General features: G+C 70.9%; 17 protein-coding genes and 1 other RNA gene. 14 read left to right on the top strand and 4 right to left on the bottom strand.

The window, feature by feature from the left end:
* Positions 1-15 precede the first annotated feature (15 nt).
* The 5 genes from ACAZ03_RS16125 to rsgA all read left to right on the top strand — a co-directional run bounded on the left by ACAZ03_RS16125 (position 16) and on the right by rsgA (position 3670).
* Complete coding sequence (locus ACAZ03_RS16125; RefSeq protein WP_373355136.1) at positions 16-636, top strand: DUF2062 domain-containing protein; 621 nt, start codon at positions 16-18, stop codon at positions 634-636.
* Positions 637-649: 13 nt separating this feature from the next.
* Positions 650-1408, top strand: coding sequence for a pyridoxine 5'-phosphate synthase (locus ACAZ03_RS16120; RefSeq protein ID WP_373355135.1), 759 nt, complete (start codon positions 650-652; stop codon positions 1406-1408).
* A gap of 136 nt (positions 1409-1544) precedes the next feature.
* On the top strand, positions 1545-2339 hold the full coding sequence (gene trmD, locus ACAZ03_RS16115) for a tRNA (guanosine(37)-N1)-methyltransferase TrmD (RefSeq protein ID WP_373355134.1): 795 nt from the start codon (positions 1545-1547) through the stop codon (positions 2337-2339).
* Positions 2340-2394: 55 nt separating this feature from the next.
* An RNA gene (gene ffs, locus ACAZ03_RS16110) (signal recognition particle sRNA small type) lies at positions 2395-2493 on the top strand.
* 148 nt (positions 2494-2641) lie between these two features.
* On the top strand, positions 2642-3670 hold the full coding sequence (gene rsgA, locus ACAZ03_RS16105; RefSeq protein WP_373355133.1) for a ribosome small subunit-dependent GTPase A: 1029 nt from the start codon (positions 2642-2644) through the stop codon (positions 3668-3670).
* 117 nt (positions 3671-3787) lie between these two features.
* Here the strand turns inward: rsgA and ACAZ03_RS16100 are convergent, their stop codons facing one another.
* Positions 3788-4264, bottom strand: a complete 477-nt coding sequence (locus ACAZ03_RS16100) for a protein-tyrosine phosphatase family protein (protein ID WP_373355132.1) — start codon at positions 4262-4264, stop codon at positions 3788-3790.
* A 71-nt stretch (positions 4265-4335) separates the two neighbouring features.
* Between ACAZ03_RS16100 and ACAZ03_RS16095 the strand changes: the two genes are divergently transcribed.
* The 8 genes from ACAZ03_RS16095 to ACAZ03_RS16060 all read left to right on the top strand — a co-directional run bounded on the left by ACAZ03_RS16095 (position 4336) and on the right by ACAZ03_RS16060 (position 12932).
* Complete coding sequence (locus ACAZ03_RS16095; protein ID WP_373355131.1) at positions 4336-6099, top strand: DNA polymerase III subunit gamma/tau; 1764 nt, start codon at positions 4336-4338, stop codon at positions 6097-6099.
* Positions 6099-6572 carry a GNAT family N-acetyltransferase gene (locus ACAZ03_RS16090; protein ID WP_373355130.1) on the top strand — a complete coding sequence of 158 codons (474 nt, stop codon included), beginning with the start codon at positions 6099-6101 and terminating at the stop codon, positions 6570-6572. The genes ACAZ03_RS16095 and ACAZ03_RS16090 overlap by 1 nt, the downstream gene beginning before the upstream one ends.
* 172 nt (positions 6573-6744) lie before the next feature.
* A complete protein-coding gene (locus ACAZ03_RS16085) occupies positions 6745-7089 on the top strand; it encodes a YbaB/EbfC family nucleoid-associated protein (protein ID WP_373355129.1) in 345 nt (114 codons plus the stop codon).
* 7 nt (positions 7090-7096) lie between these two features.
* On the top strand, positions 7097-7690 hold the full coding sequence (gene recR / locus ACAZ03_RS16080) for a recombination mediator RecR (protein WP_373355128.1): 594 nt from the start codon (positions 7097-7099) through the stop codon (positions 7688-7690).
* A 340-nt stretch (positions 7691-8030) separates the two neighbouring features.
* The gene (locus ACAZ03_RS16075; protein ID WP_373355127.1) at positions 8031-9011 is read left to right on the top strand and encodes an SIS domain-containing protein; all 981 of its coding nucleotides are present in this window, start codon (positions 8031-8033) and stop codon (positions 9009-9011) included.
* Positions 9008-9796: a 3-deoxy-manno-octulosonate cytidylyltransferase gene (locus ACAZ03_RS16070; RefSeq protein WP_373355126.1), complete on the top strand. Its 789-nt coding sequence runs from the start codon at positions 9008-9010 to the stop codon at positions 9794-9796. Before ACAZ03_RS16075 ends, ACAZ03_RS16070 begins: the two co-directional genes overlap by 4 nt.
* On the top strand, positions 9793-10614 hold the full coding sequence (gene kdsA / locus ACAZ03_RS16065) for a 3-deoxy-8-phosphooctulonate synthase (RefSeq protein ID WP_373355125.1): 822 nt from the start codon (positions 9793-9795) through the stop codon (positions 10612-10614). Before ACAZ03_RS16070 ends, kdsA begins: the two co-directional genes overlap by 4 nt.
* Before the next feature lie 140 nt (positions 10615-10754).
* Positions 10755-12932, top strand: a complete 2178-nt coding sequence (locus ACAZ03_RS16060; protein ID WP_373355124.1) for a GumC family protein — start codon at positions 10755-10757, stop codon at positions 12930-12932.
* A gap of 3 nt (positions 12933-12935) precedes the next feature.
* Here ACAZ03_RS16060 and ACAZ03_RS16055 read toward each other — a convergent pair whose 3' ends face one another.
* From ACAZ03_RS16055 to ACAZ03_RS16045, 3 genes are all read right to left on the bottom strand, one after another.
* On the bottom strand, positions 12936-13556 hold the full coding sequence (locus ACAZ03_RS16055) for an HAD-IA family hydrolase (RefSeq protein WP_373355123.1): 621 nt from the start codon (positions 13554-13556) through the stop codon (positions 12936-12938).
* Positions 13553-13948 (bottom strand): cupin domain-containing protein, encoded by a 396-nt coding sequence (locus tag ACAZ03_RS16050; protein WP_373355122.1) that lies wholly within the window; start codon positions 13946-13948, stop codon positions 13553-13555. The genes ACAZ03_RS16055 and ACAZ03_RS16050 overlap by 4 nt, the downstream gene beginning before the upstream one ends.
* Before the next feature lie 399 nt (positions 13949-14347).
* Entirely contained in the window at positions 14348-15853 is a 1506-nt protein-coding gene (locus ACAZ03_RS16045) for an ABC-F family ATP-binding cassette domain-containing protein (RefSeq protein WP_373355121.1), read from the bottom strand.
* A 393-nt stretch (positions 15854-16246) separates the two neighbouring features.
* Between ACAZ03_RS16045 and rsfS the strand changes: the two genes are divergently transcribed.
* Positions 16247-16681, top strand: coding sequence for a ribosome silencing factor (gene rsfS / locus ACAZ03_RS16040; protein WP_373357096.1), 435 nt, complete (start codon positions 16247-16249; stop codon positions 16679-16681).
* Positions 16682-16813 lie beyond the last annotated feature (132 nt).

Below are 16813 nucleotides of genomic sequence, written 5' to 3'. Positions count from 1 at the left end.
AAGGGCAGCGGGCCGATGGTCTTCAAGCGGCGCGACAGACGCCCCTGGTACCGGGCGCTGGGCGAAAGCCTCTGGCCGCGCGGCGGCTGGCGGCGCGCCTTCGAATATGTCGGGCACCGGCTCCGCCGCCTTCCCGACACGCCGGAGAAGATCGCCCGCGGCCTCTGGGCCGGGGTCTTCGCCTCCTGGACGCCGCTCTACGGGCTGCATTTCATCGTCGCCGCGCTGGCGGCCACGGTCATGCGCGGCAATATCCTCGCCGCCCTTCTGGGGACGTTCTTCGGCAATCCGCTCACCTATGTGCCGATCGGGGTGATCTCGCTGCAGACGGGGCATATCCTCCTCGGCCGGCGGCCGCCGAGGGGGGCGGCGCACGAGAGCTTCGGCGCGAAGTTCCTCGGGGCGGGGGAGGACCTCTGGCACAATCTCATGGCGGTCTTCACGCCGGAGAAAGCCGAATGGGGCCGGCTCGCGCAGTTCTGGCAGGATGTCTTCCTGCCCTATCTCGTGGGGGGGATAATTCCGGGTGTCATCGCCTCGACGCTGGTATACATCCTCGCCGTGCCGCTGATCCGCGCCTATCAGAACCGCCGCAAGCGGGTCCTCAAGGAGCGGCTCAGCCAGCTCGGCAAGTGAGGGGGAGGGGGCCATGGCGCATCTGCGGCTCGGCGTGAACATCGACCATGTGGCCACGGTGCGGAACGCCCGCGGCTCCGCTTATCCCGACCCCCTGCGCGCCGCGCTCCTCGCCGAGGAGGCGGGGGCCGACGGCATCACGGCGCATCTGCGCGAAGACCGCCGCCATATCTCCGACGATGACATCACGGCGCTGATGCGCGGGCTGACTGCGCCCCTCAACCTCGAGATGGCGGCGACGGAAGAGATGCAGGCCATCGCGCTCCGCCACCGACCCCATGCCGTCTGCATCGTCCCCGAGAAGCGCGAGGAGCGGACGACCGAGGGCGGGCTCGAGGTGGCCCGCGAGGAGAACCGCCTCGCGCATTTCATCGCGCCCCTCCGTGAGGCCGGCGCCCGCGTGTCGCTCTTCATCGGCGCCGACGCACCCCAGGTCGAGGCCGCCGCCCGCATCGGCGCGGCCGTGGTGGAGCTCCACACCGGCGCCTATTGCGACTTCCATGCCGAGGGCCGGATGGAGGAGCGCGACGCCGAGCTCAAACGCCTGCAGGAGATGTCGGCCTTCGCCGCCTCGCTGGGGCTCGAGGTCCATGCCGGACACGGGCTGACCTACGACACGGTCTGCCCCGTCGCCGCCATCCCCGAGGTCGCCGAGCTCAACATCGGCCATTTCCTCATCGGCGAGGCCATCTTCCGCGGCCTCGCGCCGGCCATCGCCGAGATGCGCCGCCTGATGGACAAGGCGCGCGGCGACGACGAGGCCGAGGGCTGACGCTCCCCTCCTCCTCGCTCTCTTCCAAATACATCCGGGGATGTGGGGGCAGCGCTCCCACCGCCCACCGCGAGCCCGCCCGGCAAGGCGGGCCGAGCCCTTCCCCCGCGCCGCGCTCTCGCCTAAGACCTTCGCCATGACCGAGCCCCGCTCCTTTGGCCGAAAGTCCATCCGCGCCTCCCTGAGGCCCGCCGACCTCATGGCCGACGAAACGCTGGCCCATGCCTGGCGGGCGGAGGTCATCACGCTCCTGCCCGGCGCCTTCCCCGGGGTCCTTGGCGAAAGCCTCACCGGCCGCGCCCTGCAGGAGGGCAAGTGGCAGCTCCGCACTCATGACCTGCGGGAGTATGGTGAGGGCAGGCACCGCAATGTCGACGACACCCCCGCCGGCGGCGGCGCGGGGATGGTCATCCGGGCCGATATCCTCGGCGCTGCCATCGAGGCGGCGGAGGATCCGCGCCGGCCGCTGCCGCGCCTCCTCCTCTCGCCCCGCGGCCGCCGCTTCGATCAGGCCATGGCCGCACGGCTGGCCGCCGGGCCCGGGGCGCTCTTCATCTGCGGGCGGTTCGAGGGGGTCGATGAGCGGGCCATCGAGCATTACGGGCTGATCGAGGTCTCGCTCGGCGATTTCGTCCTCACCGGCGGCGATCTCGCCGCGCAGGCGATGATCGACGCCTCCCTCCGCCTCCGCCCCGGCATCCTCGGCAATGCCGAGAGCGCGGTGGACGAGAGCTTCTCCTCCGGCCTCCTCGAGCATCCGCAATATACCAAGCCCGCCGAATGGCAGGGCCGGGCGATTCCCGAGGTGCTCCTCTCCGGCCATCACGGCCGCATCGCCCAATGGCGCCAGAGCCAGGCGGAGGAGGTGACCAAGGCGCGCCGCCCCGACCTCTGGGCCGCCTGGGCCAAGGCGCGGGGCCGGACGGAGTAGCCGGGTCGCGTGGAGCCGGGTGGACTCAGGGCTGCCCGGCCCCTATATAGCCGGTCGAGAGGTTGGCGCGGGCGAGCGCCTCGCCAACCCGGTCAGGTCCGGAAGGAAGCAGCCGTAACGAGCCCCGCTTGGGTCGTTGTCCAGCCTCTCACCCAATGTCCCTCGTGGAAAGAGGAGGATGCAATGACTGTCGCTGTCGCCATTCTCCGGGCCTTCGCCCGCCGCTGACGGCTGGCCTCGCGCCCGATGTGCCGCGCTCCCGTCAAGGGGGCGCTCGAGACACTCCTTTTCGGGACGTATCCTTGGAAAACCTCACTCTTGCCGACCTTGGCTGGTCGGATCATTTCGCCCGTGCGGCCGGGGAATCCCCCCGCGCCGCGCGCATCTCTGCCATCCATCGCGGCCGGCTCGAGGCGCTCTCGCCCGAGGGCCCGCTCGAGCTGATCCCCAAGGGCGCCGCCTCGGTCTATGCCGTGGGCGATTTCGTCCTTCACGACGGCCAGCGCCCCTTGGAGCGCCTGCCGCCGGAGACCGAGATCGCCCGCCGCGCCGCCGGCATCGCCGCCGAGCGCCAGCTCATCGCCACCAATGTCGGCACATTGGGCATCGTCACCTCGTGCAATGCCGATTTCTCCGGGCCCCGGCTCGAGCGCTATATCGCGATGGCGGAATCCGCCGGCTGCCTGCCGCTCGTCATCCTCACCAAGGCGGATCTGGCGGAGGATGTGGGCGCCTACCTCCGCGACGCGCAGCGGCTATCGCCGCTCGTCACCGCCCTCGCCCTCGACGCCCGCGACGTGGACGAGGCGTCCAAGCTCGAGCCCTGGCTCCGGCCCGGCATGACGCTGGCGCTCACCGGCTCGTCCGGCACCGGCAAGACGACGCTCCTCAACGCACTGACGGGGGCGGAGGAGCTGACCGGCGGCCTTCGGGGGGACGACCGCGGGCGCCATCACACGACCCATCGTTCGCTCCGCCGGGCGCGGGCGGGCGGCTGGCTGATCGACACGCCGGGCATGCGCGAGCTCGGCATGGAGGGCGCGGCGGCGGGGATCGACGCGGTCTTCTCCGACGTCTCCGAGCTGGCGGAGGCCTGCCGCTTCTCCGACTGCCGGCACGAAAGCGAGCCGGGCTGCGCCGTGAAGGCGGCGATAGAGGCGGGCGATCTGGAGCCCGACCGGCTGGCCCGCTGGCAGAAGCTCCGCCGCGAGGACCGCTACAATTCCGAGAGCATCGCAGAGGCCAAGGCCCGCTTCCGCCGCTTCGGCAAAGTGACGGCCCACGGCCGCGCGCGCCGGGCGGCCAAGGAAGCGGGCTGGGACGACGAGTGAGGGGGGGGCAGCCCCCCGCGCACCGGGCGGGACGCGGCTCCACCGTCGGATCCGTAGGGTGGGTTTTCAACCCACCGCCCCTCCTCGCGGCCGCCCAGGGTGGGTTACAAACCCACCCTACGCCCGGTCACCCACCGCCCAGGCCATCTGCCCCTCCGTCTCGACGGCGCAGGGCCGCACCGCCCTCAGCCGCGCCAGAGCGGCCTCCGGCGTCTCGCCCGCCGCGATCATCAGCCGCAGCACCACCATGCCCGACCGGCCGCAGCCGCCGAAACAATGCACCAGCACCCGCCCGCCGGCCCGGAGCCGCCCGAGCGCCGCCTCTGTCACCGCCTCCCAGCCTTCGCCCGGCACGCCATAGTCGGGGATCGGCCAGGCGGCCCAGGCCACCCCTGCCGCCGCCAGATCCTCCCCCAGCGTCGCGGCGCCCATCCGCGCCAGCTCGTGCGGCTCGCAGAGCGTCACCACCAGCGCCGGCCTCCAGTCCAGAAGGCGCGGCAGATCGGCGCCGTAATGCCGCGTCCGCCCCGGCAGCGGCGACAGCGCCAATTCGCCCCCCGCCACCGGCAGCGCATGGATGTTGAACTCCGGCATCGTGCCCTCCCCCATGGACCTCCGGCCCCGGTCGCCCTAGCCTAGGCCGGCCCCGGGGGACATTGCCAAGCATGACCGAAGACGCAAAACCCGCCTATCAGGTGCTCGCCCGGAAATACCGGCCCGAGACCTTTGCCGATCTCGTCGGCCAGGATGCGATGGTGCGCACCCTGAAGAACGCCTTCGCCTCGGGGCGCATCGCCCAAGCCTTCATCATGACCGGCATCCGCGGCACCGGGAAGACCACCACGGCCCGCATCATCGCCAAGGGGATGAACTGCATCGGGCCGGATGGCGAGGGCGGCCCCACGACCGAGCCCTGCGGGGTCTGCGAGCATTGCAAGGCGATCATGGAGGGCCGCCATGTCGACGTGATGGAGATGGATGCCGCCAGCCGCACCGGCGTCGGCGACATCCGCGAGATCATCGACAGCGTGCACTACCGGGCCGCCTCGGCGCGCTACAAGGTCTACATCATCGACGAGGTGCACATGCTCAGCACCTCCGCCTTCAACGCTTTGCTGAAGACGCTGGAGGAGCCGCCCGAGCATGTGAAGTTCATCTTCGCCACGACCGAGATCCGCAAGGTGCCGGTGACGGTCCTCTCCCGCTGCCAGCGCTTCGACCTCCGCCGTATCGAGCCGGAGGTGATGATTGCGCTCCTGCGCCGCATCGCCGATGCGGAAGGCGCCGGGATCACCGACGAGGCGCTGGCGCTGATCACCCGCGCCGCCGAGGGCTCCGCCCGCGACGCCGAATCGCTCCTCGACCAGGCCATTGCCCATGGCGCCGGCGAGACCACTGCCGAGGAGGTCCGCGCCATGCTGGGCCTCGCCGACCGCGGCCGGGTGATGGATCTCTTCGAGCTCATCATGAAGGGCGAGGCGGCGGCGGCGCTGACCGAGATCGGCGGCCAATATGCCGACGGGGCCGATCCGGTGGCGGTGCTGCGCGACCTCGCCGAGATCACCCACTGGCTCTCCGTCATCAAGGTCACCCCCGAGGCGGCGGAGGACCCGACCGTCCCCCCCGCCGAGCGCGACCGCGGCCGCTCGCTGGCCGAGGCGCTGCCGATGCGGGCGCTCGCCCGGATGTGGCAGATGCTGCTGAAGGCGCTGGAGGAGGTGGCGGCGGCGCCCAACGCCATGATGGCCGCCGAGATGGCGGTGATCCGCCTGACGCATGTCGCCGATCTGCCGAGCCCGGACGACCTCGTCCGCAAGCTGCAATCGGCGCCCCCCGGCAGTGCCGCCCCACCCCCCCGCGCGCCCTCGGCGCCCGTCTCGGGGCCCACGGCCCGGTCGACTTCCCCGGCGCCCTCCGGCGGCACGTCTGGTGGCGCCTCGGGCGGGCGTTCCGGCGGGGCTGAAACCGCCCTTGCCCTCGACGAGAACGCCCTCGCCCGCTTCGCGCAGTTCGAAAATGTCGTCGCCCTGATCCGCGCCCGCCGCGACGTGCAGCTCCTCATCGATGTCGAGCGCGGCATCCGCCTCGTCTCCTACCGCCCCGGGCGCATCGAGTTCGAACCCTCGGATCTTGCGCCCCCCGACCTCGCCCAGAAGCTCGGCGCCCGCCTGCAGAGCTACACCGGCAACCGCTGGGCCGTGGTGGTTACCAATGGCCCTGGCGCCCCCACCATCGCCGAGGCGCGCGACGCCGAGGAGTTGGAGCTCCGGGCCGAGGCGGAAGCGCATCCGCTGGTGCAAAGCGTCCTCGCCGCCTTCCCGGCCGCAAAGATCACGCGTGTGCGGCCGCAGGCGGAGATCGAGGAGGCGGCCTCCGCCGAGGCGCTCGCCGAAGTCGAGGACGAATGGGATCCGTTCGAGGAGGAGTGATGCAGGTCCGCCGCCTCTCCGCCGATGAGGCCGGCGATGCCGCCGTCGCCCTCACGCCCCATATCCAGGCCTGGCATGCCGAGCACTTCCCCGAGCGTTTCCGCCCCGCGGCGGAGCTCGACCCGCGCGCCTTCAAGACCTTCGTGACCGGCGGGCTCGAGGGGCCGGAGAGCTTCGCCTTCGCCATCGGCGACCCGCCAGAAGCGCTGATCTTCGGCCATGCCGAGCTGCAGGAGGCGACGGCCCTCAGCCCCGAACGCAAGCTGCTCAGGATCGACGAGATCGTCACCGCCCCCGCCCTCCGCCGCCAGGGCGCCGCCCGCGCGCTCTTCGAAGCCGCCCTCGCCTTCGGCCGCGAACACGGCTGCTCCGAGGCGGTGCTCACAACCTACGAGGGCAACGCCGGCGCCCACGCCCTCTTCGCCGCCATGGGCTTCTCCCGCTGCGTGCAGACCTGGGCCGCGCCCCTCTAGTCAGCCCCCATGTCTTTGCTCCAAAAAATCCTGGGGGCATGGGGGCAAAGCCCCCATCGCACCAAAAAGAATGCGCCCTTCAGGGCGCTACTCTGAACAGCCGCTCGCTTGATAACCCGCCCCCCGCCACGTATCTCCACAGGTAACTCACCCAAACGGAAAGGAGCCCCAGATGTTCAAGGGACTCGGCGGCCTCGGCGACATGACCAAGATGATGAAGGCCGCGCAGGAGATGCAGGGCAAGATGGCCCAGCTTCAGGAGGAGATGGAGAACATCACCGTCGAGGGCCGCGCCGGCGCCGGGCTGGTGACCGTCACCGCCACGGCGAAGGGTGAGCTCACCGGGCTCTCCATCGACCCCTCGATCTTCCAGGCCGAGGAGAAGGAGGTCGCCGAAGACCTCATCCTCGCCGCCGTGAAGGACGCGCTCGCCCAGGCGACAGCGCGGGCCCAGGCGGAGATGGCGAAGATCACCGAGGGGCTCGGCCTGCCCCCCGATTTCAAGATGCCGTTCTGAGGCGGGAATGGCGGAGGGGCCGGAGGAGATCGAGCGCCTGATCGGCCTCATGGCGCGGCTGCCCGGCATGGGCCCGCGCTCGGCGCGCCGGGCGGTGCTGCACCTCGTGCGCAAGCGCGGCCAGGTGCTGCTGCCGCTGGCGGAGGCCATGCGGAGCGTCGGCGAGAGCGTCCGCCCCTGCGTCGCCTGCAACAATCTCGCCACGGCCGATCTCTGCCCGATCTGCCTCAGCGAGAAGCGGGCGACCGGGGTGCTCTGCGTCGTCTCCGACGTCGCCGATCTCTGGGCGATGGAGCGCAGCCACGCCTTCACCGGCCGCTACCATGTGCTCGGCGGGCTCCTCTCTGCGCTCGATGCCGTGGGGCCGGAGGAGCTGGGCATCCCGAAGCTGGTCGGCCGCGTGGCGGAGGAGGGAATCGCCGAGGTGATCCTCGCGCTTCCCGCCACGATCGACGGCCAGACGACGGCGCATTACATCGCCGACGCGCTGCCGGAGGTGAACGTCACCTCGCTCGGCCAGGGCGTCCCCGTCGGCGGCGAGCTCGACTATCTGGACGACGGCACGATCAGCGCCGCCCTCCGCGCCCGCGGCCGGCTCTGAGCGGAGCGCCGCCCGGCCGCGCTCCCGCCCGCCCACCCCGCGCGCCCGGGCGGCGCTCCGCCGCATGCGTCGGTACGGGGTGAAAGGGCAGGAGCGAGGGGCTGTCTGCCCCTCGTCGCCATCGGGGCTAGAACCAATGGCGCCTCCAATGGCGACCCCCGAAGGGTACTTGGAAAGGGGCAGGGGCAAGGGGAGCCGCTCTTGTTGCTCGCTTTTCTTCAAATACCCGCGGGGGGAGTCGGCCCTTCAGGCCGACGGGGGGCAGGGCCCCCCATCCCCGCCGGCTCTTGAGGCGCCCCGCCCGATGCCTCATGATCGCCCGGCGCCTCAAGGAGTCCCGATGACCGCCGCCGCCCCCCTGCCGGAGACCGAGACCCAGGACATCCTCGCCGAGATGTCCCGCGTCATCCGTTGCGAGGCGGAGGCGCTGCAGATGCTGGCCGGCGGCCTCGGCGCGCCGGCGGCGGAGGCGGTGCGGCTCATCCGCGAGGCGCCGGGCCGCGTCATCGTCACCGGCATGGGCAAGTCGGGCCATGTGGCGCGGAAGGTGGCGGCGACCTTCGCCTCCACCGGCACGCCGGCGCAATTCGTGCATCCGGCCGAGGCGAGCCATGGCGACCTCGGCATGATCGCGCCGGGCGACGTGATCCTCGCGATCTCCAACTCCGGCGAGACCGCCGAGCTCGCCGACATGCTCACCTATGCCGGCCGCTTCGACATTCCCGTCATCGCGGTCACCAAGGCGCCGGGATCCTCGCTCGGCCGGCAGGCGGAGATCGTACTCGCCCTCCCCGATGCGCCCGAGGCCTGCCCGATGGGGCGGGCGCCGACCTCCTCCACCACCGCCTCCCTCGCCTTTGGCGATGCGCTGGCCGTGGCGCTGATGGGGGCGCGCGGCTTCGCGGAGGAGACGTTTCACGCCTATCACCCCGGCGGGCGGCTGGGCGCGCAGCTTCTGACCGTTGCGGCGCTCATGCATGAGGGCGCGGCGCTGCCCGTGGTCACCCCGCAGACCCCGATGAGCGACGGCATCCTCGAGATCACCGCCAAGGGCTTCGGCGTCGCCGCCGTCGTGGAGGAGGGCCGGCTGACCGGCATCATCACCGACGGCGACCTCCGGCGGCACCTCGCCGGCCTCCTCGACCGGACCGCTGGGGAGATCGCCACCGGCTCGCCCCTCACCATCGCCCCCGGCGCGCTCGCCTCCGAGGCGCTGGCGCTCATGAACGCCCGGAAGATCTCGTCGCTCTTCGTGGTGGAGGGCGCGGCCGTGGTCGGGCTCATCCATATCCACGATTGCCTGCGCGCGGGCGTCGCATGAGCGCGATCATCCTGATCCCCGCCCGTTACGCCTCGACCCGCTATCCCGGCAAGCCGCTGGTGGAGCTGGAGGGGCCCGACGGCCGCAAGAGCCTGATCCAGAGAAGCTGGGAGGTGGCGATGGCCGTGCCCGGGGTCGCCGCCGTCCATGTCGTCACCGATGACGAGCGCATCCGCGCGGCGGCAGAGGGCTTCGGCGCCTCCGTCCTCATGACCTCCTCCGCCTGCCGGAATGGCACCGAGCGCTGCGCCGAGGCCGTGGCGACGGCGGGGCTCGAGGCCGACGTGATCGTCAACCTGCAGGGCGACGCGCCTTTGACGCCGGTCTGGTTCCTCGAGGCGTTGATCGACGCGATGCGCGCCTGGCCGGAGGTCGAGGCGGCGACGCCGGTCCTGCGCTGCGACGAGGCGACGCTGGCGAATTTCCTCGAGGACCGGCGGGCCGGGCTCGTCGGTGGCACGACGGCCGTCTTCGGGCGGCAGATGCAGGCGCTCTATTTCTCGAAGGAAGTCATCCCCTACACCGGCTCGCGGGGGCCGGACGGGCCGGTGCCGGTCTTCCACCATGTGGGCGTCTATGCCTACCGCCCGGCGGCCCTCGCCCGCTATCTGTCGTGGCCCGTCGGCCCGCTGGAGGCGCTCGAGGGGCTGGAGCAGCTGCGCTTCCTCGAGAACGGCGCGGCGATGCGCTGCGTCGAGGTCGAGGCGCGGGGCCGGGTGTTCTGGGAGCTGAACAACCCCGTCGATGTGGCGCGCATCGAGGCCGCCCTGAGGGAGATCCAATGAAGACCGTCGAGATCGGGGGGCTCCGCGTCGGCAACGACCGCCCTTTCACCCTCATCTCAGGCCCCTGCCAGCTTGAATCGCTGGACCATGCGCTGATGCTGGGCGAGCGGCTCGCCGAGGCGGCGGAGGCGGCCCGCACGCCCTTCATCTTCAAGGCCAGCTACGACAAGGCCAACCGCTCCTCGCTCGGCGGGGTGCGGGGGCTCGGGATCGAGCGGGGGCTCGAGGTGCTGGCCGAGGTGAAGGCCCGGCTTGGCGTGCCGGTGCTGACGGATGTGCATGACACCGAGCAGGTGGCCCGCGCCGCCGAGGTGGTCGACGTGCTGCAGATCCCGGCGTTCCTGTCGCGGCAGACCGACCTTCTGCTCGCGGCCGGCGAGACGGGCTGCGCCATCAACGTCAAGAAGGGCCAGTTCCTCGCGCCCTGGGACATGGCCAATGTCGCCGACAAGATCGCGAGCACCGGCAACGAGCGGATCATGCTCTGCGAGCGCGGCGCGAGCTTCGGCTACAACATGCTGGTGAGCGACTTCCGCGCCCTGCCGATCATGGCGAAGACCGGCTGGCCGGTGGTCTTCGACGCGACGCATTCGGTGCAGTTGCCGGGCGGGCAGGGCAGCTCTTCCGGCGGGCAGGCGGAGTTCGTGCCGCCGCTCGCCCGCGCCGCCATCGCCGTCGGCTGCGCGGCGCTCTTCATCGAGACTCACGAGGAACCGGCCCGTTCGCCCTCCGACGGGCCCAACATGGTGCCGCTCGCCGAGATGCCGGCGCTGCTGGCGCGGCTCCGGGCGCTCGACGATCTGGTGAAGGCGGGGTGACGCTCAAGGACGGCGCCATGCGGGGGGCACGCCGGGCGGACCCCGCCACCCCCTTTGCAAAAGTCGCAAATTGTCTAGAGTGCCAGCGTGGCCCGGGTCATTGAGGGCTCTGCCGGGCAACGGTGGAAAAGGTATAGAGCATGGTTCAGATGAGTTCAGTCGCGCCCCAGGCCGCGGAAACCCAGGCCGACGACGACCTCATCGACATCGGTGCCCTCCTGCAGACGATCTGGCGCGGCAAGATCATCGTGCTGGCCTGCGTCCTCCTCGCCGGGGTGATCGGCATCTGGCAGGCCTATCTCGTCGCCGTGCCGAAATACACGGCCTCCGCCACCGTCATCACCGAGCCGAACCAGAGCATGGTCGTGGATCTGGAAAGCGTGGTCAGCGGCTTCGGCGGGACCACCAGCGAACTGACCTCCGAGATCGAGGTCATCCGCGCCCGGAGCCTCATCGGCCGGGTGGTCGAACGGCTCGAGCTGACCGAAGACCCGGAGTTCAATCCCTATATCGAGGTGCCGGAGGAAGACACGGTCGCCAACCGGCTCGACAACGGCGTCGCGGCTGTAAAGCTTTGGGTGAAGTCGCTCTTCGGCATCGCGCCGACCGACCCGCAGCTCGCGGCCGTCGAACGGACGCCCGGGCGCGTGCAGGACGTCGTCATCTCGAACCTTCTGGAAGATATCGAGGTCACGAACGCGCCGACCAATTCCTACGTCTTCAAGGTGACGGTGACGACGACCTCGCCGGGCAAGTCGGCGCTGATCGCCGATACCATCGTCGATGAATACATCCAGAACCAGGTGGCCGTGAAATTCGAGGCGACGGAGCGCGCCACGACCTGGCTGTCGAACCGGGTCGCCGAGCTCGAGACGGAGCTGGAGGCGGCGGAGGCCCGCGTCACCCAGTTCAACGCCGAGAACGAGCTCGTCTCGCCGGAGGCCATCGCCGTTCTCGAGCGGCAGATGCAGGAGATGCGCAGCCGCCTCACCGATTCAGGCGAGCAGATCACCACGCTGGAAGAGCGGCTCGCCGCGCTCGAGGGGGCCACGCCCGAGGAACAGGCCGCCATCACCGGCGATTCCCAGCTCACCGCGCTTGCGGGGCGGGTCGGGACCGACACCCGCGCAGCCGATGCCTTCGAGACCCGGCTCGACCAGCTCGTCGCCCGCGACCGGCTGGCGCTGGAGCGGGCCCGCTCGCAGGCTTCGTCCTTCGAGACGGCCGAGGCGGATATCGAGGCGGATTACCTCGCCCAGACCCGCGCGCTCACCGAGCTGCAGCAGCTCACCCGCGATGCCGAGGCGAGCCGGCTGCTCTACGAGTATTTCCTGACCCGCCTGAAAGAGACGGCGGCGCAGGAGGGCATCCTGCAGCCGGACAGCCGGATCCTGTCCGCGGCGGTTGTCCCCAGCGCGCCGAGCGCGCCGAACAAGAAGCTCATCGTAGCCGCGGCGGTGCTACTCGGCCTGATGCTTGGCGTGGCCATCGTGCTGATCCGCGAGATGCGGGCGAACAGCTTCCGCACCGGCAGCGACCTCGAGGCGATCACCGGGCGAACGGTGCTCGGCCAGCTCCCGGTTTTCCCCAGCCGCAAGCGGAGGGCGATCCTGACCTATCTGCACGACAAGCCGAATTCGGCCGCCGCCGAGGCGGTGCGCAACCTGCGCACCTCGATCATGTTCTCGAACATCGACAACCCGCCGCAGCTCATCATGGTCACCTCCTCGCTGCAGGGCGAGGGCAAGACCACGACCTCGATCGCGCTCGCCCACAACCTCGCGGCGATGGGCAAGCGCGTGCTCCTGATCGAGGGCGACATCCGCCGGCGGACCTTGGCGCAGTATTTCGGCGACGAGGGCGACAGGCAGACGGGGGGGCTCGTCTCCGTCCTCACCGGCGACACGCCGCTCGAAGAGGCCGTCATCAAGAGCGACCTTCTGGGCGCCGACGTGCTGCCGGGCGAGAAGACCAGCTCGAACGCCGCCGATGTCTTCTCCTCCGAGCGGTTCCGCGACTTCTGCGAGCGCGTGCGCAAGGTCTACGACTACATCATCATCGACACGCCGCCCGTCCTGATCGTGCCCGACGCGCGGATCATCGCCGGCAATGCCGATGCCGTCGTCTTCGCGGTGAGGTGGGATCACACCAGCCGCCATCAGGTGCGCGACGCGCTCAGGCTCTTCGAGACGGTCGGCCAGCAGGTCACCGGCACCGTGCTCACCCAGATCAACCCGCGCGGCATGCGCCGCTACGGCTACGGGGCGAATTACGGCTACGGCTACGGCGGCTACGGCAACAAGTACTACACGAACTGAGTCTCAGGCCACCTCCTCGGCGGTCAGGAGCCCCTCCTCGACCAGCCGCCCCGCGAGCGCCGAGGGCGAGGTGAAGAGCTGCGTGGCCCAGCCGCGCGAGGCGGCCATGTCGATGTTCTCGGCCCGGTCGTCGGTGAAGAAGAGCGCCTCGGGCGGCAGGGCGAGGGCGCTTTCCACATGGGCGAAGATGGCGCCGTCCGGCTTGGCCATCCGCAGGGCGCCGGAGAGGAAGACCTCGTCGAATTCCTCGAGGAACGGATAGTTCTTCGCGGCGATGGCGAAGGTCTCCTCGCCGATGTTGCTGAGGATGTGGCAGGGCACGCCCCGCCGCTTCAGTGCCCGGAAGAGCCGGACGGAACGGTCGATGACCGGCGAGGCCAGCTCGGCCCAACGGTCGTGCCACATGCGGATGGCGGCGGCGAAGTCCGGGTTCGCCTCGGCGGTTTCCTCGATCACGGCGCGGAAACGCTCGCCGCGGTCGACGCGATCGTTCATCGCGTGAAGGTCCACCGCCTCGAACAGCGCCCGCCGGTCGGCCTCGCCGATCTCGGCATCGAAGAAACGCTCCGGCTGCCATTCGATGAGGACATTGCCGATGTCGAAGACGACGGCCTGCGGACTCATGGCGCGTAATCCGCGCTCGAGACCTCTTCGAGCCAGAAGACGGTCTCGCCGTCCTTCTCCTCCTGCACGGCGATATGCGTCATGGGCTGGTCGGGGGCGGCGCCGTGCCAATGCTCCTCGCCGGGCGGGAACCAGACGGTGTCGCCGGCGCGGATCTCCTCCACCGGGCCGCCGCGGCGCTGGACGCGGCCGATGCCGGCGGTGATGAGGATCGTCTGGCCGAGCGGATGCGTATGCCAGAAGGTGCGGGCGCCGGGGCCGAAGGTGACATTGAGGAAGGTGGCGCGGGCGGGGCCTTCGGCCTCGGCCAGCCATTCCATCCAGACGGTGCCGGTGAACCAGTCGGGCGGGCCGGACTTGGCCGGCTCGCTGCCGGCGCGGATGATCTTCATGGGGGAGCTCCTTCGTTTGCAAGGCAAGGTAGGGGGCGAGGCGGGAAGGTCCAGAGGGGGCGGGGCGCGACCCCGCCTTAAGGCAGGCCCACCGGGCCCGGTGTAAGGTGGGTTTCCAACCCACCGTCGGCGCGACACTTGTGCGGTGCCCCCGCCCGGTACGCGCCGCAGGCGCAGGGCGAGCGCCGGCCCGTCCCGCGGGTCGGCGCTCAGGTGGGGCCTGGCCCCGGCCTCTGGGCGGGGGAGTGGTTGCACCATAAAGCGCGATGCGGAACCGGCGGGAGCGCCAACCCCCGGGCCGGCGCTCGCCCTGCGCGGCGAGGTCCGGCCATGGGGGCGCCGATTTCCACATGGAATCGGGGGCGGAAACCATATGGTTTCCACCCTCCCACCGGCCCCTCACCCCTCGGCGAGGAGCCCCGCGAAGACCGGCTCGGGGTCGTCCACCTCCTTCAGGCGCCTCCCCTCGATCACCCAGAGCCGGGTCGCGATGGTGCGGATGAAGCTGCGGTCGTGGCTGACAATGAGGCAGGTCGCCTCCTTCTCCATCAGCTCCTCCTGCAGCGTCTTCTGCCCGTCGATGTCGAGATGGTTGGTCGGCTCGTCGAGCAGGTAGAAGTTCGGCCGGATGAGCCGGAGCACCAGCATCGCCAGCCGCGCCCGCTGCCCGCCGGAGAGCGCCGCGAGGGGTGCCTTCTGCTGCTCGGGCGTCAGCCCCGCGCCGGCAAGGAGCGACCGGGCCCGGTCGTCGCCGAGGTCGAAGCGGTGCGTGATGAGGTCGAACGCATGGCCCGACCCGCCGATCTGGTCCAGATCCTGCGCGGAATGCCCCAGCACCAGCGTCGCCGCCGCCCGGATCGTCGGATCCTCCCCGCCGATGGCGGCGAGCACGCGGTTGACGAGCTGCGTCTTGCCGGCGCCGTTCGGCCCCATCAGCACCACCCGGTCGCCCCGCTCGATCCAGGCTGGGCCGAAGCGGTAGAGCCGCCGCCCGTCCGGCGCCGTCACCTCCGTCTCGTCGAAGGAGATCAGCGCCTTGGCATGGGTGCCGGCATTGGTGAGCCGGATCACCCCGGCGCCGCGCTCCCTGTGGGCCGGGCGGGCGCTTTCCTCCAGCGCAGCCGCGCGCTCGGTGAGCTGCTTGGTCTTGGTGAGAAGGAGGTCCGAGCCCGAGTTGATGCCGATGTTCTTCAGCTTCGCCGCCTGCCGGCGGAGCGCGGAGGCCTTGCGCATCTCGTTCTCGAAGCGCCGCCCCTCCGCCGCATCCGCCTCTTCCAGGGCCTCCAGCGCGCGGGAATAGGGCAGGGCGTAGCTGCGGCTCCGCTCGGGGCGCAGGAACAGCGTGTGATCGGTCACGGCGTCGAGGAAGGCGCGGTCGTGGCTGGCGATGATCAGCGTGGGCGCGGCGCCGGCCACCCAGCGCTCCAGCGCGCCGATGCGGGCGAGGTCGAGATGGTTGGTCGGCTCGTCCATGAGGAGGAGATCCGGCTCCCCCACCAGCGCCGCCGCCAGCATGGCCAGCCCCTGCCAGCCGCCGGAGAGGGCGGAGAGCGGCTGCTCCGCCGCCGCCACCGGGAAGCCGAGATCGGCGAGGGCGACATCGGCCCGCCAGCTCTCGTATTCCGCCAGTTCGGGGCCGAGCCCGTCGGCGACGAGCTCGCGGAGCGGGCGGGGATCGGCGGGGATCTCCTGCCGCAGATGGGCGATCTTGAGGCCGCGGGCGCGGGTGATCTCGCCGGAGGTCGGCTCCTCCTCGCCGGCGATGAGCCGCAGGAGCGTCGACTTGCCATGGCCGTTGGCGGCGACGAGCCCGAGCCGGGCGCCCCGCTCGAGCGCGAGGTCGAGGCCGGAGAAGAGCGGCAGGCCGCGGGTGAAGGAAAGGTCCTTGAGGGTCAGAATGGGCATGAGAGACGTCTTTCGGAAAAGTCACTGAAGGGCGGGCCCGCGCGGCGGCGGCCCCGGAAGGTCAGGGACTGAAAGAGCGGAAGGTCTCTCAGCCCTGCGGACGGATCCACAGGGCGACGACAGGGCCGCGTGTGCGATGATGCACGGGACGAAGCACGTCCGAAGCTCCTCTGCCAGAGGTTGGAAGACGGCCCCCTGATACCGCCGCGGCAGGGCCCTGTCCACTGTCCGGTCGGGTGCCGCGGGGGGGGTGCCCGGGTGGTGCCGCAGCCGCATCCCTGGCGCGTCGGAGGAGCTCGGCGGGAGATTCATTGAAAAGACGCATCCCGGTTGCTATTTTCGCACCATGCCCGGCGCCGGGGCCTGTCGGCGCAAGTCCAGGAGGATGTACACCTGTCACCGACCCAACAGGCGGGCCTCTCCGCCACCACCGGCCGACCGGCGCTCGATGCCCCGGCCGATACCGCCAGCGCCGACGCGCTTCTCGCCGCGGTGCTTCATTCCCTCGATGACGACAAGGCCGAAGATGTCGTGCAGATCGATCTGCGCGGCCGGTCCGACATGAGCGATTACATGGTGATCGCCACGGGCCGCTCCTCGCGCCAGGTTGCCGCCATCGCCGACCACCTCACCGACCGGCTGAAGCAGGCGCATGGCACGCCCTGCAAGACCGAAGGCAAGGAGACCGGCGACTGGGTGCTGATCGATGCGGGCGACGTCGTCGTGCATCTGTTCCGCCCCGAAGTGCGGGAATTCTACCAGCTGGAGAAGATGTGGATGCCCCGCCCGGCCGGCGATGCCGCGGGCGCCGCAGCCGCCTTCCGCTGACGAGACCCCGGGCCTTGCGGCCCGATTGGCGCGCGCGAGGCGGGGCGACCCGCCTGCCGCGGCGCGCCCGAGAGGCGGCCCGGCTGCCCTCTCCCCCCTTGACCCGAGGGGCGGCGCCTCCGAGGTGACCGC

The sequence above is a fragment of the Pseudoroseicyclus sp. CXY001 genome, from assembly GCF_041714655.1.
Taxonomy (GTDB): Bacteria; Pseudomonadota; Alphaproteobacteria; order Rhodobacterales; family Rhodobacteraceae; genus Pseudoroseicyclus_A.
Note: the sequence above shows the minus strand (reverse complement) of the source record. Positions and strands in the feature narration are given on the sequence as shown.